Genomic DNA, 22,689 nt, shown 5'->3' with positions numbered 1-22,689 from the left:
AGCTGTTGCCGGGCCTGACGAGTCTAATGTTCCGCCCTGGCGGAACGTGTCCGGGCGGTGCGTCGTACGTCACGCATTCGGCCGTACCCAACAAGTGACTGTCCTATGACACGGCTGTGCCCGGCACCGCCGTCGGTGCCGGGCACAGATCCCGTCAGAAGGGCCGCTGCGGCTAGGCGCGGCCGGCCGTCTTCTGGGTCTTGCGGGTCACCGAGTCGATGACGACGGTGGTGAGCAGCACGCCCGCGGTGATCATGTACTTCACCGGCTCGGCGATGGACTCCAGCTGGAGGCCGTACTGGATCGAGACGATCACCAGGACGCCCAGCAGGGCGTTCCAGGTGCGGCCCCGGCCGCCGAAGAGGCTGGTACCGCCGATGACCGCCGCGGCGATCGCGTTCATCAGCAGGTCACCGGTGCCCGCGCTCTGGTTGGCCGAGGCGATCTTGGAGGCCAGGAAGAGGCCGCCGATGGCCGCGAAGCCGCCGGAGATGGCGAAGACGGAGATCCGGATCGCGGTGACGTTGATGCCCGCGCGGCGGGACGCCTCGACGCTGCCGCCGAGGGCGAAGACCTTGCGGCCGTAGGAGGTGCGGCGCAGCAGGAAGTCCGTCCCGACCAGGAAGACCAGGAAGATCACCGTGGCCAGCGGCAGGCCCTTGTACTGGTTGTACATGAACGCCGCGGCGAAGGAGATCACGGCCAGCAGCACCGTGCGCAGGACGGTGTCGCTGAGCGGCCGCGAGGGGATGCCGACGGCCTCGCGGCGGCGGTTGCCGAGGAAGGACGTGACGAAGAAGACCACCGTCACCAGCAGGGCCAGCCCGTAGGCGGCGGCCACGTCGGTGAAGAAGTACGTGGTCAGCTTGCCGATGAAGCCGTCGCTGTCCAGGTTGATGGTGCCGTTCTCGCCCAGCGTCTGGAGCATGAAGCCGAGCCAGAAGAGCAGGCCCGCCAGCGTGACGGCGAAGGCCGGGGCGCCGAGGACGGCGAAGAAGAAGCCGTGGGCGGCACCGATCGCCGCGCCCGCCGCGACGGCGGTGAGGACCGCCAGCCACTCGGGCCAGCCCTGGTTGACCGCGAGGACGGCGGCTATCGCGCTGGCCGCGCCGCTGACCGAACCGACCGACAGGTCGATCTCGCCGAGCAGCAGCACGAAGACGATGCCGACCGAGATCATGCCCGTGCCGACCATCGTGACGGTGATGTCGTTGATGTTCTGCGCGGACAGGAACGCGGAGTTCAGGCTCTGGAAGACGACGCAGATGATGATCAGGCCGATGACGACCGGGATGGAGCCCAGTTCGCCGGCCTTGATCTTGCGCTTGAACTCGCCGAGGTAGCCGGCCAGGCCCTGCTCCCGGACCAGCAGGCGCGGGTCGACCGCGGTCACCGCGGCGGCGGCCGCCTCGGGGTTCTCGACGGCGTTCGTGTCCTGCTCCGCCGTAGAGGTCTTGTCGGTGCTCACTTCGAAACCTCCCCGTTCGTGCGCGCCGCACGGCGGGTCACGGCGTTGTCGGTGGCGCCGGTGATGGCGGAGATGATCTCCTCCTGCGAGGTCGTCTTGACCTCGAAGACGCCGTTGTTGCGGCCGAGCCGCAGGACCGCCACCTTGTCGGCGACGGCCTTCACGTCGGCCATGTTGTGGCTGATGAGGATGACCGCGAGACCGCGCTCGCGCAGCCGCTCGACGAGGTCGAGCACCTGGGCGGTCTGCTCCACGCCGAGGGCGGCGGTGGGCTCGTCGAGGATGACCAGCTTGGGCTCGCCGAGCATCGAGCGGGCGATCGCCACGACCTGGCGCTGACCGCCGGAGAGGGAGGCGATCGGGATGCGCACGCTGGGGATCCGGATGGAGAGCGTGGTCAGCAGCTCGCGGCTGCGGCGCTCCATCTCGACCTCGTCGAGGACACCGAACTTCTTCAGCTCACGGCCGAGGAAGAGGTTGCCGACGACGTCGATGTTGTCGCACAGCGCGAGGTCCTGGTAGACGGTCGCGATGCCCAGGTTCTGGGCGTCGTGCGGCTTGCCGATCGTTACGGTCTTGCCTTCCCATTCGATGGCGCCTTCATCGATGGGGTGCACGCCGGCGATCGTCTTGACCAGCGTGGACTTTCCGGCGCCGTTGTCGCCCACCAGGGCGACCACTTCACCGGCGTGGACCTCAAGCTCTACGTCGGTGAGCGCCTGGACGGCACCGAACCGCTTGGAGACCCCGCGCAACGCCAGCACGGGCGTAGCGGACACGTGAACCATCTCCTTCGCCGCCTGACCCGGCGGGAGGTTGTGCAGAGAGTTTTGGGGGGTGGGTGTTCCGTCCGGCGCCCCGCCTAGCTTGCGGGGCTGATGTGTGCGGGGCGCCGGAGGAAGCTGCGTGCAGCCGGTCCCGTACACGCCTCGCGCGGTACGGGACGGGTGACTGCCTACTTGAGGCCGAGCTTGTCGCAGGCGGACTTGTACTTCGCCGTGCAGATCTCGTTGACCGTGTAGATGCCGTCCTTGACGACGGTGTCGTTGATGTTGTCCTTGGTCAGCGAGACCACCGGGACCAGCACGGACGGAACGTCCTTGGCGCTGCCGCTGGAGACCTTGTCCTTGGCGATGGAGCCCAGGTCCTCGCCCTTGGCGAGCGCCACGGCCATCTCGGCGGCGACGTTCGCCTCCTCCGGGTACGACTTGTAGACGCTCATGTACTGCTCGCCGCTGACGATGCGCTGCACGCCCGCGAGTTCGGCGTCCTGGCCGGTGACCGGGACCTTGATGCCGGCGGCGTTCAGGGCGGTGATGATGCCGCCCGCCATGCCGTCGTTGGCGGAGTAGACGCCGACGATCTTGTCCTTGCCGAGCGCCGAGATCGCCGCCTCCATGTTGGCGTTGGCGTTGTCCGGCGACCACTCCTTGGTGTCGTACTCCTTGCCGACCTTCACCTTGCCGTCGAGGACGGAGTGCGCGCCGTCCTTGAACTGCTTGGCGTTCGGGTCGGTGACCGAGCCGTTCATCATGACGATCTGGCCGCTCTTGGCCTTGTCGCCCAGGGCCTCGAGCAGGGCCTCGCCCTGGGTCTTGCCCACGGCGACGTTGTCGAACGAGGTGTACGCGCTGATCGGGCCCTCGGCGAGGCGGTCGTAGGCGACGACCTTGATGCCCGCGTCCACGGCCTTCTGCACGGAGTTCTTGATCGCCTTGGCGTCCACGGCGTCCAGGATGAGCACGTCGACCTTGTTGGTGATCATCGTGTCGACCTGCTGCGCCTGGAGGCTGGCGTCCTGGCGGGCGTTGTTGTACTGGATCTCCGCCTTGTTGTTCGTCAGCTCCTTGATCTTCTTCTCGATCAGGGGCTTGTCGAACTTCTCGTACCGCGCGGTCTTGTTCTCCGGCAGCAGCAGGCCGACCTTGATGTCGTCGCCCTTCGCGGCGGCCGACGAGCCGGACGAGTCGCCCTTGTCGCCCGACTCCTTGGCGCTGCCACAGGCGGCCAGCGAGACGGCCATCGCGGTGGCTGCAACGGCGACGGCGGCACGACGCATACGCGTGTTCACTTCAGAAACCTCCCTGACGAGGCCGCGTCGTTGCGGCCGAGGTGGCTGGAAGTCAACTCGGCCACACGTGCGACGTCAAGAAGTAAATCCTTAACGAGATGACAACGGTGCCATCCGTGCTCTAAGTGAAGGCAGGCGTGGCAGCTTGGAGGGACCCTGAGGCAGTCCCGTCCAAAAGTGTCGAATCGCCCATCTCGCTGAGGGCGAGCGCGAGCGCCCCGAGCACCTCCGCACGGCCCCCAAGTGCCCCGGGAAGAACGGAGAGTTGACGTGCGGCGCTGGGGATGGCGTAGCGGCCGACGGACTCCCGGATGGGACCGAGGACCAGCTCACCGGCCTCGGCGAGATCGCCGCCGAGGACCACCCGGCTCGGGTTGAGCAGATTGCAGAGGTTGGCGACTCCGCTGCCGATGTGGCGGCCGACGTCGGCGATGACCCGGCGGCAGCCCGGGTCGCCGTCCCGCGCCAGCCGCACGACGCCCTCCATCGTCAGGTCGGTGCCGTGGCTGGACTGCAGGAGCGGGAGCACGTAGCGCGCGGCGGTGAAGGTCTCCAGGCAGCCCCGGTTCCCGCAGCGGCAGACGGGGCCGGCTTCGTCGAGGGTGATGTGCCCGATCTCCCCGGCCGTGCCCCCGGGGCCGCGGTAGATCTTGCCGCTGATCACCAGGCCGGCCCCGACACCGCTGGCGACCTTGATGTAGGCCAGGTCCCGCACCCCCCGGCCGCTGCCCCAGACCAGCTCGCCGAGGGCGCCGAGGTTGGCGTCGTTGTCCACGTGCACCGGCACGCCGAGCCGGTCCCGCAGCTCCTCGGCGGGACGGGTCCCGCCCCAGCCGGGCAGGATCGCGGTCGAGCCCAGCGTCCCGGACTCCACGTCGATCGGACCGGGCACGCCGAGGCCCACCCCGGCGATCTTGGACCGGTCGACGCCGGTCGCCGCGATCAGTCGGCTGACCAGCTGTTCCGCCCGGTCGAAGCCCTGTGCCGCGGAGGCGTCCACGTCCAGCGGCTCGGCCTCCTCGGCGAGCACCTGATGGGCGAGGTTCCCGACCGCGACGCGCAAATGCGTGTGCCCGAAGTCCACGCCGATGACGATGCCGGCGTCCCCGCTGAGGGAGACGCTGCGGGCCCGCCTGCCGCCCGCCGAGGTGGGCGTGACCTCGACCGTGCCGCCGTCCTTCAGCTCCCGGACGATGTTGGAGACGGTCGCCGCGGACAGGCCCGTCGTCCTCGCGATCTCCGCCTGCGTGAGCGACCCGGCGAGTCGTACGGCTCGTACGACCCTCTCCAGGTTGGCTCGGTGCAGCGACGACTGCGACCCCGGAGTCTCCACGACGACCTCCTGCGCGCGGGACCGCTTCGGTGAGGCCCCGTCCATGTCCAACTAGTGAACTCTAAGCTGAGCCGTTCGGGTCGCCTCCCGTCAAGAGGTTGAACCGCATCCGGGTGCCCCCCACACGCAACCGCACACGCACGCGTATGCCGCCCCCGGAGGTCCGGGAGCGGCATGCGCGAGGAGTGCGAAGGTGCCGGACGTGCTACTTCAGGGCACCCGCCGTGAGCCCCTGGACCACCTGGCGCTGGAAGATGATGTACGCGGCCAGCACCGGCAGCATCGCCATCACCAGGCCGGCGAACAGGCCCGACCAGTCGCCCTTGTACCCCTGGCTGACCGCCAGCTGCACCAGGCCCTGGGTGAGGACGTGCTTGTCCGGGTCGGTGTTCAGCACGGTCGGAAGCATGTACTGGTTCCACTGCCCCAGGAAGTTGAAGATCCCCACGCTGATCAGGCCGGGCTTGGCCATCGGCAGCATGACCTGGAAGAACGTCCGGGTGTGCGAGGCCCCGTCCACGAACGCGGCCTCCGCCACCGAGGTCGGCAGGGTGCGGAAGAACGCGGTCAGGAAGAACACCGTGAAGGGCAGCGAGTAGGCGATGTAGACCAGGATCAGCCCGTGGATGGTGTTCAGCAGCCCCATGTTGTCCACGACGTAGAACAGGGGGACCAGCGCGAGCATGATCGGGAAGCTCATGCCGCCGATGAACAGGTAGTAGATGAACCGGTTGCCCGGGAAGTCGAACCGGGCCAGCACGTAGGCCGCCATCGAGCCCAGCACCAGGGTGCCCACGAGCGAGCCGCCCACCACCAGGACGGTGTTGAGGAAGTAGTCGCTCATGTGGGCCTGGGACCAGGCCCGGGACCAGTTGTCGAAGTTCAGCTTGTCGGGGAGCGACCAGGGCGAGCCGAAGATGGAGGCGTCGTCCTTGAAGGACGTCATGACCGCCCACACCAGCGGCATGGCGACCATGAACGCCCAGATGACGAGGATGCCGTGGGAGAAGACGTTGAGGGTGGTGCCCTCCTTCTTCCCCTTCCGGGGCCCGCCGGGCGGGGTGTCGGCCTTCAGGACGGGCGCACCGGACTCGGCCGGTACGGGGGCGGGGGTCTCGGTCGTCTTCATCTGATCAGTACTCCAGCCGCTCGCGCCGGCCCAGCCGCATCACGACCGCCGCGAAGGCCAGCGTGACGATGAGGAGGGCGACGCCGATGGTGGTCGCGTAGGCGGCCTGACCGTCACGGAACGCCTTCTGGTACACGTACAGGACCATGACGGTGGTCGAGTAGTCGGGACCGCCGGGCCCGGTCGTCATGATCTGTACGACCGCGAACGACTCGGCGCCGAGCGCGAGGATGCCCATGTAGACCCAGCCGGACTGCACGGTGTCCCACAGCAGCGGCAGGGTGACCTTGAAGAAGGTGGTGAAGCGGCTGGCCCCGTCGAGCAGCGCGGCCTCGTACAGCTCCGCCGGGATGGAGGCCATGCCCGCGGAGAACAGGACCACGAAGAAGCCGACCGTGGACCACACCAGCACCGCCATCACGCACCACAGCGCCAGGTTCGGGTCGCCGAGCCACAGCGGCTGGATCCCGTCGAGGCCGACGCCGCGCAGCAGCGAGTTGATCGCGCCGCTGTCCGGGTTGTACGCGAACGCGAACAGCAGGGCGACGATCGCGATGGAGAGCACCTGCGGGAAGAAGTAGACGATCTTGTAGAAGCCGGAGCCGCGGACGCCGGTGATCGCGGGTCCGCCCTTGCGGCGCCTCCCACCCACGTTGATCATGAAGGCGAAGAACAGTGCCAGGCCGAGCGTCACGAACGGCACCAGGAGGGCGAACATCACGCTGTGCTGCAACGACTTCCAGAAGATGTCGTCGTCCAGCATCCGTGAGTAGTTGTCGAAGCCGACCATCTTGAAGTCGGGACTCAGGCCCGTCCAGTCCGTGAACGAGTAGTAGATGGACTGGATGAACGGCCAGACGACGAAGAGCGCGTACAGCCCCAGGGGAACCGCCAGGAACCCCACGATGAACCGGTACTTGCCGTGCTGCATGGCTAACGACCCCGATCTGCGCGCGGGTGCCGCCGCCGGGGCCCGTCCGCCGTGTGCGCGGCGGACAGGCCCCGGTGACGCATCCTCACTGGTGCTTGTAGTGCTTGATCGACGAATCCTTGGCGGCCTCGTCGGCGAAGCCCTGGATCTTCTTGATGGCCTCGGCCGGGGTGAGCCGGCCGGCCATCATCTCGCCGAGACCGGCCACGCCGATCTTCTCCTTCTGGAGCTGCACGTACCAGTCCTGCAGACGGGGGTTCACCACGTTGTCGCCGGCCAGTTCCAGCGCCGCGACACCGGCCTTGAGTCCGGGGGTGAGTTCGATGCCGTCGGTGCCGCCGTTGTAGGCGGTCAGCGACTTCACCTTGCTGGTGAAGTTCTTCGAGGACGCCTCGCTGAGCATGATGCGCAGCTGCTCCATGCCGCCGGCGCCGTTCTTCGCCTTGGCCGGGACGACGAAGGGCTCGCCGCCGGAGGCCCAGATGGTTCCGAACGGCATCTTGTCGGAGGAGTCGAGGCCGGGCGGGGCGGAGACGGTGACCTGGAAGTCGGCGGGGATCACCTTCGCGGACTCGTTCTCCACCCAGGAGCCGTTCGGCAGGAACAGGGCGTCGCCCTTGGCCCAGGCGGTCTGTGACTGGATGTGGTCCAGGCCCGGGGTGCCCTTGAGGATGTAACCCTTCTTGTAGAGCTCGTAGTAGGCCTCGAAGACCGCCTTGACGGCGGGGTGCTTCCAGGCGTTGGGCTCCAGGTTGTCGATGGAGTCCAGCACCTCGGCGCCGCCGACCTTGGCGATCATCGGGTACATCGAGAAGGGGATGTAGTACGGGTACTTGCCCGCGTACGTCCAGCCCGCCATGCCCTTCTTCTTGGCCTTCGCGCAGACCGCGAGCATCTCGTCCCAGGTCTTCGGGTACTCGGCGTCGAGCGAGTCCAGCGCCTTCTGGGAGTACCAGTTGCCGTACACCGTGTAGGCGTAGTACAGGATCCAGACCTTGTCGCCGTCGAACTGGCCCATCTCCACGATGCCGGGGCGCAGCGTGTCGCGGACCTTCTTGTTCGGGTCGTCGTAGGACGGGGCGTCCAGCAGCTCGGTGAGGTCGGCGAGCTGGTTCTTGCCGACGAGGACGCCCATGTCCATCTGCTCGGCACCGGAGTTGTCGATGAGGTCGGGCGGGTTGCCCTGGTTGAAGCGCGGCTGCAGGGTCGACTGGATCTTCTGCGTCGCCGAGAACTTCACCTTCACCTTCGGGAAGTTCTTCTCGTAGATCTTCACGGCGTCCTCGGCGTACTCCTTGCCGAAGCCGCCGTCGAAGAGGACGAATTCCATCCCGGCACTGTCGTTGACGCCGAGCGGGTTCTTGGCGGTCTTCTCGCCCGACTTCGCCTTCTCCTGGTCGTCGCCGCCGCCGCTGGCGCAGGCGGACAGGAAGCTCATCGTCGGTACGGAGATCAGGCCGAGCGCGGCGGACCGCTTGATCAGATCGCGGCGGCCGACGCCTGCGGTGCCGTTGTTCTCGGCGTTCTCGGCGGAAGTGGATCCCATGCTCAAGTCCTCGCCTTCTCCAGGACTCAGGCGGTGAACCGGATCCTTCCCGGCACCGCGATCGGGTCTAGCTGGGTCGTGCAGGAAGTACGGGTCGTGCAGTTCGGGCGCCTTGGTGGTTCCCCCTCGTATCCCCCAGTGGCCGACAGGTATAGTCCACTTCCCGCCAGCGGAGCAAGATCGAATGCAAGGTTCACCGCACGTCTTTTCCGAGTTGAGACCTCGCGGAAATATGAGCGGCCTGTGTGCCCCCTGAAGGAAAATCCCCGGCACCCGAGCGGTGCGCCACAGCCAACACCCTTGACACCATTGGCACCTTCACGCACTACTAGTCCTTGCGCATCGAATTTGACAACGTTGTCCATCCCCAGTGAGCGCAGGGAGGGTGCTGGCGCATGCGGCACAGAGTTCGACACAGATGGGGTCCGGCGGTCGTGGTGACGACCGCCTTCGCCTTGGCGGCGGGTTCACAGGGCGCTGCGGTCGCCCTGCCCGCCGCGCCCGCGGCCGCCGACCGGGAGTTCGCATCCTCGTTCGAGGCGGACGACCCGGCCCCGGACTGGCTCAACACCGTCGACACCGCCCCGGACGGCAGCAAGCGGGCCGCGGGCGTGGACGGCGGGTACAGCACCGGCATACCGGGCAATGTCACCGACCACGTCACCGACGTCCGGGCGAGCGCGGAGAACACGGGCGGCGGCGAGGTCAAGGAGAACCTCGTCGACGGTGAACCGAGCACCAAATGGCTGGCGTTCGAGAAGACCGGCTGGGTCGAGTTCGACCTCGACGAGCCCGTCCAGTTGGCCCGGTACGCCCTGACGTCGGCCAACGACCACGCCGAACGCGACCCGGTGGACTGGACGCTCAAGGGGTCGGCCGACGGCGAGCAGTGGCAGACCCTGGACACCCGCTCCGGCGAGTCCTTCTCCGAGCGGTTCCAGACGAAGACCTACGACCTCGCCGAGGCGGCCGAGTACCGGCACTTCCGGCTGGAGGTCACCAAGAACAACGGCGGGGACATCCTCCAGCTCGCCGATGTGCAACTCTCCACCGGCGACAGCGAGACTCCCGTCCCGCAGGACATGCTCTCCCTCGTCGACCGCGGCCCGAGCGGCTCGCCGACGGCGAAGGCGGGCGCCGGCTTCACCGGCAAGCGTGCGCTGCGGTACGCGGGCCGGCACACGGCCGACGGGCGGGCGTACTCGTACAACAAGGTCTTCGACGTCGACGTGAAGGTCGAGCGCCGCACCGAGCTGTCGTACCGGATCTTCCCGTCGATGGCGGACGGCGACCTCGACTACGACGCCACGAACGTCTCCGTCGACCTCGCCTTCACCGACGGCACCTACCTGAGCGACCTGCGCGCGACGGACCAGCACGGGTTCGCGCTGACTCCGCGGGGGCAGGGCGCCGCCAAGGTGCTGTACGTCAACCAGTGGAACAACGTCGAGTCGTCCATCGGCTCGGTCGCGGCCGGCAAGACCGTCGACCGGATCCTGGTGGCGTACGACTCCCCCAAGGGCCCGGCGAAGTTCCGCGGCTGGCTGGACGACGTGGCGATCAGGACGGCCGCTCCCGAGCGGCCGAAGGCGCATCTGTCCGACTACGCGCTGACCACCCGCGGCACCAACTCCAGCGGCGGCTTCTCGCGCGGCAACAACTTCCCCGCGACCGCCGTGCCGCACGGCTTCAACTTCTGGACGCCGGTGACCAACGCCGGTTCGCTGAGCTGGCTGTACGACTACGCGCGCGGCAACAACGCGGACAACCTGCCGACGCTCCAGGCGTTCAGCGCGAGCCACGAGCCGAGCCCGTGGATGGGCGACCGGCAGACCTTCCAGGTGATGCCGTCCGCCGCCTCCGGCACCCCGGACACCGGCCGTGAGGCCCGCGAGCTGGCCTTCCGGCACGAGAACGAGACCGCGCGGCCGTACTACTACGGGGTGCGGTTCGAGAACGGCCTGAGGGCCGAGATGGCGCCGACCGACCACGCGGCGGTGATGCGCTTCACCTACCCCGGTGACGACGCGAGCGTCATCTTCGACAACGTCACCGACCAGGCGGGCCTGACCCTGGACAAGGAGACGGGAACCTTCAGCGGCTACTCGGACGTCAAGTCCGGGCTGTCCACGGGCGCGACCCGGCTCTTCGTCCACGGCGAGTTCGACAAGAAGGTCACCGGCGGCGACTCCAGCGGCGTCAAGGGCCACCTGCGCTTCGACGCGGGCGAGGACCGCACGGTCACCCTGCGCCTGGCGACCTCGCTCATCAGCGTGGACCAGGCGAAGGACAACCTGCGCCAGGAGGCACCGGAGGGCACGTCCTTCGAGAAGGTCAAGAAGGACGCCCAGAAGCAGTGGGACCGGATCCTCGGCAAGGTCGAGGTGGAGGGCGCCACCCCGGACCAGCTGACCACGCTGTACTCCAGCCTCTACCGGCTGTACCTGTACCCGAACGCGGGCCACGAGAAGGTCGGCGGCACCTACAAGTACGCCTCTCCGTTCTCGAAGATGCCCCGGCCGGACACACCGACGCACACCGGCGCCAAGATCGTGGACGGCAAGGTCTACGTCAACAACGGCTTCTGGGACACCTACCGGACGACCTGGCCGGCGTACTCCTTCCTGACCCCGTCCAAGGCCGGTGAGCTGGTCGACGGGTTCGTGCAGCACTACAAGGACGGCGGCTGGACCTCTCGCTGGTCCTCACCCGGCTACGCGGACCTGATGACCGGCACCTCCTCGGACGTGGCGTTCGCGGACGCGTACGTCAAGGGCGTCGACTTCGACGCGAAGGCGGCGTACGACGCGGCCGTGAAGAACGCCACCGTCGTGCCCCCGTCGTCGGGCGTGGGCCGCAAGGGCATGGCGACCTCGCCGTTCCTCGGGTACACGAGCACCGAGACGCACGAGGGCCTGTCGTGGGCGCTGGAGGGCTACCTCAACGACTACGGCATCGCGAAGATGGGCGAGAAGCTCTACAGGGAGACCGGCGAGAAGCGCTACAAGGAGGAGTCGGCGTACTTCCTCGACCGCGCCCAGGACTACGTCAACATGTTCGACGCGAAGGCCGGCTTCTTCCAGGGCAAGGACGCGGCGGGCGACTGGCGCGTGGACTCCGAGAAGTACGACCCGCGCGTGTGGGGCCACGACTACACGGAGACCAACGGCTGGGGCTACGCCTTCACCGCCCCGCAGGACAGCCGGGGTCTGGCCAACCTCTACGGCGGACGGGGCGGCCTCGGCGACAAGCTCGACGAGTACCTCGCCACGCCGGAGACGGCCTCCCCGGAGTTCGTCGGCTCCTACGGCGGTGTCATCCACGAGATGACCGAGGCCCGCGACGTCCGCATGGGCATGTACGGCCACTCCAACCAGGTCGCCCACCACGCGCTGTACATGTACGACGCGGCCGGGCAGCCCCACAAGACGCAGAAGAACGTCCGCGAGGTGCTCTCCCGCCTGTACACCGGCAGCGAGATCGGCCAGGGCTACCACGGCGACGAGGACAACGGCGAGCAGTCGGCCTGGTTCCTCTTCTCCTCCCTCGGCTTCTATCCGCTGGTGATGGGCAGTGGCGAGTACGCCATCGGCTCCCCGCTGTTCACCAAGGCGACCGTCCACCTGGAGAACGGCCGCGAACTGGTCGTGAAGGCGCCGAAGAACAGCGCGAAGAACGTCTACGTGCAGGGGCTGAAGGTCAACGGCAAGCGCTGGAACTCCACCGCGCTCCCCCACTCGCTGATCGCCAAGGGCGGCGTCCTGGAGTTCGACATGGGCCCGCGGCCGTCCTCGTGGGGCACCGGCAAGGACGCGGCGCCGGTGTCGATCGCCCAGGACGACGAGGTGCCGACGCCGCGCAAGGACGCCGTCGAGGGCGACGGTGCGCTGTTCGACGACACCTCGGCGACGGACGCGACCCTCGCGTCGGTGGACCTGCCGGTGTCGAAGGGCGTGAAGGCCCTCCAGTACACGCTGACGTCGTCGGCGGACCGGGCCGAGGCCCCGACCGGCTGGAAGCTCCAGGGCTCGTCCGACGGGACGACGTGGCGGACCCTGGACGAGCGCTCCGGGGAGACCTTCACGTGGGACCGGCAGACCCGCGCGTTCTCGGTGAAGTCACCGGGCACGTACGCGAAGTACCGCCTGGTCCTCGACGGCGAGCACACGCTGGCGGAGGTGGAACTGCTGGCGTGAGCGGATGAGACCCCGGGGGCGGGTCCGGACCCTGGCCCGGACCCGCCCCCCTCCTGTACGACGGCGAGGGCCGCACCCCCGGTGACCGGGGATGCGGCCCTCGACCGCTGTGCCGTACCGCTTACTTGCGGATCAGGCTCCGCAGCACGTACTGCATGATGCCGCCGTTGCGGTAGTAGTCCGCCTCGCCGGGGGTGTCGATGCGGACGACCGCGTCGAACTCGACACCGGTGTCGGTGGTGACCTTCACCGTGCGCGGCGTGATGCCGTTGTTCAGCTCGGTCACGCCGGAGATGGAGAAGGACTCCTCGCCGGTCAGGCCGAGGGACCCGGCCGACTGGCCCTCCGGGAACTGCAGCGGCAGGACGCCCATGCCGATGAGGTTCGAGCGGTGGATGCGCTCGTAGGACTCGGCGATGACGGCCTTGACGCCGAGGAGCGCGGTGCCCTTGGCCGCCCAGTCGCGGGACGAGCCGGAGCCGTACTCCTTGCCGGCCAGGACGACCAGCGGGATGCCGGCGGCCTGGTAGTTCTGCGAGGCGTCGTAGATGAAGGAGACCGGGCCGCCGTCCTGGGTGAAGTCGCGGGTGTAGCCGCCCTCGGTGCCCGGCGCGATCTGGTTGCGCAGGCGGATGTTGGCGAACGTACCGCGGATCATGACCTCGTGGTTGCCGCGGCGCGAGCCGTAGCTGTTGAAGTCGCGGCGCTCGACGCCGTGCTCCGTGAGGTACTTGCCGGCCGGGGTGTCGGCCTTGATCGCACCGGCCGGGGAGATGTGGTCGGTGGTGACGGAGTCGCCGAGCTTGGCGAGCACCCGGGCGTTCGCGATGTCCTCGACCGGGGCGGGCTCCATCTCCATGCCCTCGAAGTACGGGGGCTTGCGGACGTAGGTCGACTCCGCGTCCCACTCGAAGGTGTTGCCGGTCGGGATCGGCAGCGCCTGCCACTGGGCGTCGCCGGCGAAGACGTCGCTGTAGGACTTGGAGAACATGTCCTCGCCGATGGCGTTGGCGACGACGTCGTTGACCTCGGCCTCGGTCGGCCAGATGTCCTTCAGGTAGACCGGCTTGCCGTCCTGGTCGGTGCCCAGGGCGTCCTTGGTGATGTCGACCTTCATGGAGCCGGCGATCGCGTAGGCGACGACCAGCGGCGGGGACGCCAGGTAGTTCATCTTGACGTCGGGGTTGATGCGGCCCTCGAAGTTCCGGTTGCCGGAGAGGACCGAGGTGACGGCGAGGTCGTGGTCGTTGACGGCCTTGGAGACCTCCTCCGGCAGCGGGCCGGAGTTGCCGATGCAGGTGGTGCAGCCGTAACCGACGAGGTTGAAGCCGACCTTGTCGAGGTACGGGGTCAGGCCCGCCTTCTCGAAGTAGTCGGTGACGACCTTGGAGCCGGGGGCGAGGGTGGTCTTGACCCACGGCTTGCGGGTCAGGCCCTTCTCGACCGCCTTCTTGGCCACCAGGGCGGCGGCGACCATGACGTACGGGTTGGAGGTGTTGGTGCAGGAGGTGATGGCCGCGACCGTCACGGCACCGTGGTCGATCTCGTACGAGGTGCCGTCGGGGGCGGTCACGGTGACCGGGTTGGACGGGGCGCCGTTCGGGGCGACGGCCGGGGCGTCGGAGGCCGGGAAGGACTCGACGCCGGCCTCGTCCACGCTGTCCACGTAGTTGCGGACGTCCAGCTTGAACTGCTGGGCGGCGTTGGCGAGGACGATGCGGTCCTGCGGGCGCTTCGGGCCGGCGATGGAGGGCACGACCGTGGAGAGGTCGAGCTCCAGCTTCTCGGAGAAGTCGGGCTCGGCGGCCGGGTCCAGCCACAGGCCCTGCTCCTTGGCGTACGCCTCGACCAGCGCGACCTGCTGCTCGGAGCGGCCAGTGAGCTTGAGGTAGTTCAGGGTCTCGTCGTCGATCGGGAAGATCGCGGCGGTGGAGCCGAACTCCGGCGACATGTTGCCGATGGTGGCGCGGTTGGCGAGCGAGGTGGCGGCGACGCCCTCGCCGTAGAACTCGACGAACTTGCCGACGACACCGTGCTTGCGGAGCATCTCGGTGATGGTCAGCACCAGGTCGGTGGCGGTCGTGCCGGGCTTGAGCTCACCGGTCAGCTTGAAGCCGACGACGCGCGGGATGAGCATGGAGACCGGCTGGCCGAGCATCGCGGCCTCGGCCTCGATGCCGCCGACGCCCCAGCCGAGGACGCCGAGGCCGTTGACCATGGTGGTGTGGGAGTCGGTGCCGACCAGGGTGTCGGGGTAGGCCTTGCCGTCGCGGACCATGACGACACGGGCCAGGTGCTCGATGTTCACCTGGTGGACGATGCCGGTGCCCGGCGGGACGACCTTGAACTCGTCGAAGGCGGTCTGGCCCCAGCGCAGGAACTGGTAGCGCTCCTTGTTGCGGCCGTACTCCAGGTCGACGTTCTGCTTGAAGGCGTCGTTGGTGCCGAACTTGTCGGCGATGACGGAGTGGTCGATGACCAGCTCGGCCGGGGCCAGCGGGTTGATCTTCGCCGGGTCGCCGCCCAGCTCCTTGACGGCCTCGCGCATGGTGGCGAGGTCCACGACACAGGGCACGCCGGTGAAGTCCTGCATGATCACGCGGGCCGGCGTGAACTGGATCTCCTGCGACGGCTGGGCCTGCGAGTCCCAGCTGCCGAGGGCGCGGATGTGGTCGGCGGTGATGTTCGCGCCGTCCTCGGTGCGGAGCAGGTTCTCCAGCAGCACCTTCAGGCTGTAGGGAAGGCGCGCGGAGCCCTCGACCTTGTCCAGCCGGAAGATCTCGTACGACTCGTCGCCCACCTGCAGCGTGCTGCGGGCGTCGAAGCTGTTCGCCGACACGACAGTCTCCTTCATTTATGTGCGCGTACCACCGCATCCTGCCGCCACGCCGCCCTGGCCGATCCGCTAAGGTAAGGCTAAGTTAGGTAGCCCTTACCAGGGTGGCGGCTGCGGTGCGCCTCGGCAGATATCTCGATGTCGAGATAACTCTAGTACATGGGGGCGGACTGGTCATGCCCGGACCCGGTGTGGCGTGCGCCCCACCCGGGGCGACGGCGCACCCCGGCCGAGCGGCGCGCGCCGGCCATCACTTCGCGAAGTCCGGGTAACCGAGTGGAGCCGGGGCAGCCCGGCGAACCTCGGAAGGAGGCACGACGCCCCTCACGTTCCGCAAGAGCTTCCGGATCCTTCCCGGAGTACGCCTGAACCTCAACAAACGCTCCTGGTCCATCACCACCGGCGGCAGGAACGGCCCCCGGCACACCCGCAGCAGCACGGGACGTCGTACGACATCGATGGATTTGCCCGGACCTTTCGGATGGCGCCGCACCCGTACCACCAGGCGACATTGACGTCCCGTCACCCGATTGGACCCCCTGAGAGGCGCCATCTCATATCTGAGATAACCTCAGCCTCATGGCAGACGATTACCTCGTACGCATCGGCAAGCTCATCCGTGACGCCCGGCAGCACCGCGGCTGGACGCAGTCACAGCTCGCGGAGGCGCTCGGAACCAGCCAGAGCGCCGTCAACCGCATCGAGCGCGGCAACCAGAACATCAGCCTTGAGATGATCGCCAGGATCGGCGAAGCTCTGGACAGTGAGATCGTCTCGCTCGGCTACTCGGGTCCGATGCACCTGCGCGTGGTCGGCGGCCGGCGCCTCTCCGGTGCCATCGACGTCAAGACGAGCAAGAACGCGTGCGTCGCGCTGCTGTGCGCCTCGCTGCTCAACAAGGGGCGCACGGTGCTGCGCCGGGTCGCCCGCATCGAGGAGGTCTACCGGCTCCTGGAGGTGCTGGGCTCGATCGGTGTGCGCGCCCGCTGGATCAACGACGGCGTCGACCTGGAGATCGTGCCGCCGGCCGAGTTCGACATGGCGGCCATCGATGCCGAGGCCGCGGTGCGCACGCGCTCCATCATCATGTTCCTCGGCCCGCTGCTGCACCACATGGACCGCTTCAAGCTGCCCTACGCGGGCGGCTGCGACCTGGGGACGCGGACCATCGAGCCGCACATGATCGCGCTGCGCCGCTTCGGTCTGGAGGTCGCGGCGACGGAGGGCCAGTACCACGCGGTGGTCGACCGGTCCGTCCGGCCCGCCCGCCCGATCGTGCTGACCGAGCGCGGGGACACCGTCACCGAGAACGCGCTGCTGGCCGCCGCCCGCCACGACGGCGTCACCGTCATCCGCAACGCCTCCTCCAACTACATGGTCCAGGACCTGTGCTTCTTCCTGGAGGCGCTGGGCGTCAAGGTCGAGGGCGTCGGCACCACCACGCTCACCGTGCACGGCGTGCCGGTGATCGACGTCGACGTGGACTACTCCCCCTCCGAGGACCCGGTGGAGGCGATGAGCCTGCTGGCCGCCGCCGTCGTCACCGAGTCCGAGCTGACGGTGCGTCGGGTGCCGATCGAGTTCCTGGAGATCGAGCTGGCCGTCCTGGAGGAGATGGGCCTCGACCACGACCGCACGCCCGAGTACGTCGCCGACAACGGCCGCACCCGCCTGGTGGACCTCACCGTCCGGCCCTCCAAGCTGGAGGCGCCGATCGACAAGATCCACCCGATGCCGTTCCCGGGCCTGAACATCGACAACGTCCCGTTCTTCGCGGCCATCGCGGCCTCCGCGCAGGGCCAGACCCTCATCCACGACTGGGTCTACGACAACCGGGCGATCTACCTGACCGACCTCAACCGCCTCGGCGGCCGCCTCCAACTCCTCGACCCCCACCGCGTCCTGGTCGAGGGCCCCACCCGCTGGCGCGCCGCCGAGATGATGTGCCCGCCCGCCCTGCGCCCCGCCGTCGTCGTCCTGCTGGCGATGATGGCCGCCGAGGGCACGTCCGTGCTGCGCAACGTGTACGTCATCAACCGCGGCTACGAGGACCTGGCCGAGCGCCTGAACTCGGTGGGGGCGCAGATCGAGACGTTCCGGGACATCTGACAGATGCTCATCGCGGTGCCGCCGCACCCTGTGTATCGCGGGCGTATCGAAAAACGCATACGCCACCGCAACGGCCCTCCGTCTCCAATGGGGGCATGAACCACGACGCGTCCCTGTCCGCACCGCCCCGCCGCACGCGCGGGAGGGTGCTGCTCGGCCTGGCGGCCCTCGGCGTGGCGAGCGCCCTGTTCGCCCTGCGGGGGCCGCTGCTGATGTCCGCTCCCAGGTGCATGGCCGGGCGGTGGCACGGCTGCTTCGACACGTTCAACGGTGTGGTGCTCATGACGCTGGTCACGGTGCCGTTGGCCGTGCTGGTGGCGTGGGCCCTGGCGCGCCGTCGGCGTGCCGCCGGCGTCGCGTCGCCGTGGCGGACGTCGCTGGCCGAGGTGGGCATGGTCCACGGGACGGTGCCGTTCCTGTGGCTGACCCTGATGCCGGGCGCCGGGGCCGGCGTCGTCCCCGCCCGGGTGAGCCTGGTGCCGCTGCGGGACCTGGTCACGATGGGATCGCTGGGGATCGCCGGCAACCTGCTGGTGTTCGCGTCGCTGGGGTTCTTCGCCCCGATGCGGTTCGCGGCGCTGGCGTCCGTGCCGCGGATCCTGGCGCTCGGGGCGGGCTGCTCGGTCCTGGTCGAGACCGCGCAGTTCGTCCTGCGCCTGGACCGGGTGTCCTCCTTGGACGACGTCCTGGTCAACGCCACCGGCGCCGCACTGGCCGGGCTGGCCTCGCGGCGCTGGTGGCGCACCACGGCGGAAGCGGCGTCCGACCGGCCCCGCCCCGCGCCGGAGCCGGTGGGCTGAGCCGGGTGTCCGGTGTGCGCACGTCCTTGCATACGTCGCCGATATGCCGTGCTGCTTAGGCTTCGGGCATGCGTGTACTGATCGTGGAGGACGAGCCCTACCTGGCCGAGGCCGTCCGTGACGGTCTGCGGCTGGAGGCGATCGCCGCCGACATCGCCGGCGACGGCGACTCCGCCCTGGAGCTGCTGAGCGTCAACTCCTACGACCTCGCGGTCCTCGACCGCGACATCCCCGGCCCCTCCGGCGACGAGGTCGCCCGGCGCATCGTCGCCTCCGGCAGCGGCATCCCGATCCTCATGCTCACGGCCGCCGACCGGATCGACGACAAGGCGTCCGGCTTCGAGCTCGGTGCCGACGACTACCTGACGAAGCCGTTCGAGCTGCGGGAGCTCGTGCTGCGGCTGCGGGCGCTCGACCGCAGGCGCGCGTACGCCCGGCCCCCGGTCCGCGAGCTCGCGGGCCTGCGCCTCGACCCCTTCCGCCGGGAGGTCTTCCGCGACGGGCGCTACGTCGCGCTCACCCGCAAACAGTTCGCCGTGCTCGAAGTCCTCGTCGCCGCCGAGGGCGGGGTCGTCAGCACCGAAGAGCTGCTGGCACGGGCCTGGGACGAGAACGCCGACCCCTTCACCAACGCCGTCCGCATCACGGTCTCCGCACTGCGCAAACGGCTCGGCGAACCGTGGATCATCGCCACGGTTCCGGGTGTCGGCTACCGCATCGACACCGGCCCCGGCGCCACCCGCCCCGAAAGTACGCATGTCTAGACGCCCGGGGCTCAGCGTCCGGCTGAGACTCACGCTCAGCTACGCCGGGTTCCTCGCCGTCGCCGGGGCTCTCCTGCTGGCCGTGGTGTGGGGCTTCCTGCTGCGCTACGTGCCGGACAACGCCCAGGGTCTTCTCGGGGTCTCGCCCAACCGCTACCTCCTGGTGCGCACCTTCTTCCCCGCCGCGGCCGTGGCGATGGCCTTCCTGCTCGTGTTCGGCCTCGTCGGGGGATGGCTCCTCGCCGGCCGGATGCTCGCACCGCTCACACGGATCACCGCCGCGACACGAACGGCCGGGAACGGATCGCTGTCCCACCGGATCCGCATGGAAGGCCGCCAGGACGAATTCCGCGAACTCGCCGACGCGTTCGACACCATGCTCGAACAACTCGAGTCGCACGTCGCCGAACAGCAGAGGTTCGCCGCGAACGCCTCCCACGAACTGCGCACCCCGCTGACCATCTCGCGGACGCTGCTCGACGTCGCCCGCAGGGACCCCACGCGGGACCGGGACGAACTCCTCGAACGTCTGCGGGTCGTCAATACCCGCGCGATCGGCCTCACCGAGGCCCTCCTGCTGCTCGGCCGCAGCGACCGCGGGAACTTCGCCCGCGAGAGCGTCGACCTCTCCCTCGTCGCCGAAGAGGCCGCCGAGACCCTGCTCCCCCTCGCCGAACAGCGCGGGATCACGCTCGACGTCACCGGCGGAGCGACGCGGACCACCGCCTCCGCGGAGCTCCTGCTGCGGATGGTGACGAACCTCGTCCAGAACGCCGTCGTCCACAACCTCCCCGCCGGCGGCTCCGTGACGGTCCACACCGAGGCGCAGGGCGACGCGAGCGTGCTGCGGGTCGAGAACACGGGTCATCCGCTCCCGCCGGAACTGGTGCCGACCCTCACCGAACCCTTCCAGCGCGGAACGGAACGCGCACGCACCGACGAACACGCCGGTGTCGGCCTCGGCCTCGCCATCGTGCACAGCGTCGTCCGCGCCCACGACGGGACCCTCGACCTCGTCCCCCTGCCCGCCGGCGGTCTCCTCGTCACGGTCCGGCTTCCCGGCATGCCGTAGCCGTCGCCACGGGCGTGGCAGCGGCGGAGCGGACCGAGGGATCCGCGTACGCGGCGTCAGCTCTCGGCGGGAGTGAGCACCACGAAGTCCGCGCCCGCCGGGTCGAGGCAGACGGCCAGCCGGCCGACGCCTTCCGCGTCCTCCGGCCCCATCTGCACGCTGCCGCCGTTCCCGGTGACCTTGGCGACCGTGGCGTCGCAGTCGGCGACGGCGAAGACCGGGTGCCAGTACGGGCGCCCGTTCGTCAGGGCGAGGTCCTCCTCGCGGAGCTGCATCAGGCCGCCGTGCATACGCTCCTCGGGGAGGCCGGCGGGCGTGATGAGGGAGTACGTGCCACCGCCGCCCGGCAGTTCCATGTCGCTGAACTGCCAGTCGAAGACACCGCCGTAGAACTCCTTCGCGGCGGCCGCGTCACTCGTGTACAGCTCCGTCCAGGACAGCGAGCCCGGCTGGTCCACCAGCTCGACGCCCTTGTCCTTCCCCGGCTGCCAGACGGCGAACTGGCCCCCCAGCGGGTCGCTGTACTGCGCCATCCGGCCCCAGTCGTCGAGGTCCGTCGGCGTCACCCGCACGCTGCCGCCCGCGCGCTGGACGGCCTGGGTCGTGGCGTCCGCGTCGGTGACGCAGTAGTAGATCATCCAGGCCGGGCGGGCACCCTCCTCGGTGAGCTTGCCGAGCCCGGCGACGATCTTGCCGTCCTTCCGGAACATCCCGCCTTCCATGTCCTCCCCCTCGCCCATGGTCTCGTACTCCCAGCCGAGGACCGCGCCGTAGAAGGCCGCGGCGGCCCGGACGTCGGGGGCACCGAGGTCGAGCCAACAGGGGGAGCCGGGGACGAAGTCGGTGGTGATCACGGCGATGCCCTTTCGCAGATCCTGTGTGACCTCAGCGTGACACCAGGCACTGACACTCGCCCGTCGGCCTGACCGCACGGGCGCTCCCCCGCCGGCCGGCGAACCGGTGCCGCCGGCCCCGCGTTCCCCCGTTCGCGCGCCCTTTCACGCTTTTCGTACAGCGTTACTTTCGCGCCTGTCTGAATTCTGGATTTGGTAAGCATCCTAGAAATCGTTCACTCGACTGCCACGCATCCGACGCACTAGGCAGACGTTACTTCGGATATGACCGAGGAAAACGGGGAAATGGTCTCCTACCTGTTGGCACGGGAGTACGGCAACGTCACCGAAGGGGGGTGTCCGGTGGCGCTGGGCCCGTACACCTACACGCCCGGGCGGGCACATTGTTCGTCACCGGTCGAGGGAACGCTGACCAGGGGCGGACTCCCCGTGTCCCTGCGCGTGACCGAACCCGTCCTGCAGCGGCTCCTGGACGTCCTCACCGAGCTGGAGACGGGTCTCGCCGAGCGGTGGAGCCGGTCCCAGGGCGCTCTGACGTACACCCGGGCGGAGTGACCCGGCCGCGTCATGCATCACGAACGAGTCGACCGCCACACGTCCTACACCGAAGGGCCGTTCCCCACTGCGGGCACCGGCCGGCACCGTGCTCCCGGCGGGGCGTTCCCGGAGGCCCTGGTGCCCCCGGAGCCGGGCTGGGACCCGGCCGAGGAGCTGGCCTTCCTGCTCCAGGACGCGATGGAACAGCAGGCCCCCGTCCGGCACGAAACGGACCCCTCGGCCATCTCCCCCGCGCCGGGATCGCCGCTGAGCAATCTGCAGGAGATCACCGCGGAACTGCCGCCGCTGAGAGATTCCCCCACGAGCCACCGCAAGGTCCGTCCGGGCAGGAAGGTGAGCCGCCTGCGGGCCGCGAGCCTCCTCCTCGCGGCACTGGCCGCCGTCATCGCGGCCTCGGTGAGCCTGTTCGGCGGGATGGTGGCCTACGAACCGCTGCGCCTGACCGCGGTGGGCCGCGCCGAGGACGGCGTCGTGTCGTGGTGGCCGCTGCTGGTCTACGGGCCCTGGCTGGTGGCGTCGCTGTCCGTGCTGCGGTCCGCGTTGCACCAGCGCCGCGCCGTCCACTCCTGGGCCGTGGTCCTGCTGTTCTCGTTCATCGCGATGCTGCTGTGCGTCGCCCACGCGCCGAGGACGCCCAGCGACACGGCGGCGGCGGCGCTGCCCGGGCTGGCCTCGCTGGTCTGCTTCCAGCAAGTGGTCCGGCAGATCACCCTCACGCGTCCGCCGCGGCGGGCGGCGCCGAGGCACCGTCAGCGTCCCGCGCCGGTGCGGTCCGGCGAGACGACCGGTGCGTCGGCCCGTGACGTGTCGCTTCCGCACCCGCGCAACCCCGCCGACCCCGCTCGGGCGGAGGTCCGGGACCGCCCGGAGGGCCGAGTTCCGAATCGACCCGGCCGGCCGACGCGGCAGCGGCCCTGACGGCACTCGCGCGAACACACCGGTCATGTGACGCCTGCGGGAAGGAAATGACCGCCGTGGACCGTGCGAGTTCCTCGGACGGTGCGCGGCGGAACGACATACAG

16 protein-coding genes and 1 pseudogene are annotated in these 22,689 nt (G+C 69.1%); 8 read left to right on the top strand and 9 right to left on the bottom strand.

Annotated features, from left to right (window positions below):
• Positions 1–172 precede the first annotated feature (172 nt).
• The 7 genes from IE260_RS03265 to ngcE form a co-directional block, all read right to left on the bottom strand.
• Positions 173–1,468: a sugar ABC transporter permease gene (locus IE260_RS03265; RefSeq protein ID WP_189868904.1), complete on the bottom strand. Its 1,296-nt coding sequence runs from the start codon at positions 1,466–1,468 to the stop codon at positions 173–175.
• Positions 1,465–2,256 (bottom strand): ATP-binding cassette domain-containing protein, encoded by a 792-nt coding sequence (locus tag IE260_RS03260; RefSeq protein WP_189868903.1) that lies wholly within the window; start codon positions 2,254–2,256, stop codon positions 1,465–1,467. Before IE260_RS03260 ends, IE260_RS03265 begins: the two co-directional genes overlap by 4 nt.
• 167 nt (positions 2,257–2,423) lie before the next feature.
• Complete coding sequence (locus IE260_RS03255; RefSeq protein ID WP_189869055.1) at positions 2,424–3,527, bottom strand: substrate-binding domain-containing protein; 1,104 nt, start codon at positions 3,525–3,527, stop codon at positions 2,424–2,426.
• Between the two features lie 133 nt (positions 3,528–3,660).
• Complete coding sequence (locus IE260_RS03250; protein WP_189868902.1) at positions 3,661–4,872, bottom strand: ROK family transcriptional regulator; 1,212 nt, start codon at positions 4,870–4,872, stop codon at positions 3,661–3,663.
• Between the two features lie 205 nt (positions 4,873–5,077).
• Positions 5,078–6,001 carry a carbohydrate ABC transporter permease gene (locus tag IE260_RS03245; RefSeq protein ID WP_189868901.1) on the bottom strand — a complete coding sequence of 308 codons (924 nt, stop codon included), beginning with the start codon at positions 5,999–6,001 and terminating at the stop codon, positions 5,078–5,080.
• Between the two features lie 4 nt (positions 6,002–6,005).
• Positions 6,006–6,932: a carbohydrate ABC transporter permease gene (locus IE260_RS03240; RefSeq protein WP_189868900.1), complete on the bottom strand. Its 927-nt coding sequence runs from the start codon at positions 6,930–6,932 to the stop codon at positions 6,006–6,008.
• Between the two features lie 85 nt (positions 6,933–7,017).
• Positions 7,018–8,478, bottom strand: coding sequence for an N-acetylglucosamine/diacetylchitobiose ABC transporter substrate-binding protein (ngcE, locus tag IE260_RS03235; protein WP_189868899.1), 1,461 nt, complete (start codon positions 8,476–8,478; stop codon positions 7,018–7,020).
• 395 nt (positions 8,479–8,873) lie between these two features.
• On the opposite strand from ngcE, the gene IE260_RS03230 reads away from it, so the two are divergent.
• On the top strand, positions 8,874–12,674 hold the full coding sequence (locus tag IE260_RS03230; protein ID WP_189868898.1) for a GH92 family glycosyl hydrolase: 3,801 nt from the start codon (positions 8,874–8,876) through the stop codon (positions 12,672–12,674).
• Positions 12,675–12,795: 121 nt separating this feature from the next.
• Here the strand turns inward: IE260_RS03230 and acnA are convergent, their stop codons facing one another.
• Entirely contained in the window at positions 12,796–15,513 is a 2,718-nt protein-coding gene (gene acnA / locus IE260_RS03225) for an aconitate hydratase AcnA (protein WP_189868897.1), read from the bottom strand.
• Between the two features lie 317 nt (positions 15,514–15,830).
• Here acnA and IE260_RS03220 point away from each other — a divergent pair.
• The 5 genes and pseudogenes from IE260_RS03220 to IE260_RS03200 form a co-directional block, all read left to right on the top strand.
• A pseudogene (locus tag IE260_RS03220) lies at positions 15,831–16,025 on the top strand (DUF4236 domain-containing protein); the annotation flags it as partial.
• A 64-nt stretch (positions 16,026–16,089) separates the two neighbouring features.
• Positions 16,090–17,619, top strand: a complete 1,530-nt coding sequence (locus IE260_RS03215; RefSeq protein WP_189868896.1) for a helix-turn-helix domain-containing protein — start codon at positions 16,090–16,092, stop codon at positions 17,617–17,619.
• 95 nt (positions 17,620–17,714) lie between these two features.
• Complete coding sequence (locus tag IE260_RS03210; protein ID WP_189868895.1) at positions 17,715–18,419, top strand: VanZ family protein; 705 nt, start codon at positions 17,715–17,717, stop codon at positions 18,417–18,419.
• A gap of 68 nt (positions 18,420–18,487) precedes the next feature.
• Entirely contained in the window at positions 18,488–19,183 is a 696-nt protein-coding gene (locus IE260_RS03205; RefSeq protein ID WP_189868894.1) for a response regulator transcription factor, read from the top strand.
• A complete protein-coding gene (locus IE260_RS03200) occupies positions 19,176–20,255 on the top strand; it encodes a sensor histidine kinase (protein WP_189868893.1) in 1,080 nt (359 codons plus the stop codon). Before IE260_RS03205 ends, IE260_RS03200 begins: the two co-directional genes overlap by 8 nt.
• A 56-nt stretch (positions 20,256–20,311) precedes the next feature.
• Here IE260_RS03200 and IE260_RS03195 read toward each other — a convergent pair whose 3' ends face one another.
• Positions 20,312–21,109, bottom strand: coding sequence for a VOC family protein (locus IE260_RS03195; protein ID WP_189868892.1), 798 nt, complete (start codon positions 21,107–21,109; stop codon positions 20,312–20,314).
• 429 nt (positions 21,110–21,538) lie between these two features.
• Here IE260_RS03195 and IE260_RS42525 point away from each other — a divergent pair, with 429 nt between their 5' ends.
• Together IE260_RS42525 and IE260_RS03185 are read left to right on the top strand one after the other, a co-directional pair.
• Complete coding sequence (locus tag IE260_RS42525; protein ID WP_268254914.1) at positions 21,539–21,664, top strand: hypothetical protein; 126 nt, start codon at positions 21,539–21,541, stop codon at positions 21,662–21,664.
• Positions 21,665–21,676: 12 nt separating this feature from the next.
• Positions 21,677–22,585, top strand: a complete 909-nt coding sequence (locus IE260_RS03185) for a DUF2637 domain-containing protein (RefSeq protein WP_229880381.1) — start codon at positions 21,677–21,679, stop codon at positions 22,583–22,585.
• The last annotated feature ends 104 nt before the right edge of the window (positions 22,586–22,689 follow it).

It is taken from the genome of Streptomyces viridiviolaceus, from assembly GCF_014650995.1.
Classification (GTDB): domain Bacteria; phylum Actinomycetota; class Actinomycetes; order Streptomycetales; family Streptomycetaceae; genus Streptomyces; species Streptomyces viridiviolaceus.
The sequence above is the reverse complement of the archived record's forward strand: the minus strand, read 5'-3'. Positions and strand labels throughout refer to the sequence as shown.

What these genes read in the sequence shown, in the direction of transcription:
- IE260_RS03260 (WP_189868903.1), bottom strand. Translation starts at nt 2,256, where the DNA reads ATGGTTCACGTGTCCGCTACGCCCGTGCTGGCGTTGCGCGGGGTCTCC.
- IE260_RS03255 (WP_189869055.1), bottom strand. Translation starts at nt 3,527, where the DNA reads ATGCGTCGTGCCGCCGTCGCCGTTGCAGCCACCGCGATGGCCGTCTCG.
- IE260_RS03245 (WP_189868901.1), bottom strand. Translation starts at nt 6,001, where the DNA reads ATGAAGACGACCGAGACCCCCGCCCCCGTACCGGCCGAGTCCGGTGCG.
- IE260_RS03240 (WP_189868900.1), bottom strand. Translation starts at nt 6,932, where the DNA reads ATGCAGCACGGCAAGTACCGGTTCATCGTGGGGTTCCTGGCGGTTCCC.
- ngcE (WP_189868899.1), bottom strand. Translation starts at nt 8,478, where the DNA reads ATGGGATCCACTTCCGCCGAGAACGCCGAGAACAACGGCACCGCAGGC.
- IE260_RS03230 (WP_189868898.1), top strand. Translation starts at nt 8,874, where the DNA reads ATGCGGCACAGAGTTCGACACAGATGGGGTCCGGCGGTCGTGGTGACG.
- IE260_RS03215 (WP_189868896.1), top strand. Translation starts at nt 16,090, where the DNA reads ATGGCAGACGATTACCTCGTACGCATCGGCAAGCTCATCCGTGACGCC.
- IE260_RS03210 (WP_189868895.1), top strand. Translation starts at nt 17,715, where the DNA reads ATGAACCACGACGCGTCCCTGTCCGCACCGCCCCGCCGCACGCGCGGG.
- IE260_RS03205 (WP_189868894.1), top strand. Translation starts at nt 18,488, where the DNA reads ATGCGTGTACTGATCGTGGAGGACGAGCCCTACCTGGCCGAGGCCGTC.
- IE260_RS03200 (WP_189868893.1), top strand. Translation starts at nt 19,176, where the DNA reads ATGTCTAGACGCCCGGGGCTCAGCGTCCGGCTGAGACTCACGCTCAGC.
- IE260_RS03185 (WP_229880381.1), top strand. Translation starts at nt 21,677, where the DNA reads ATGCATCACGAACGAGTCGACCGCCACACGTCCTACACCGAAGGGCCG.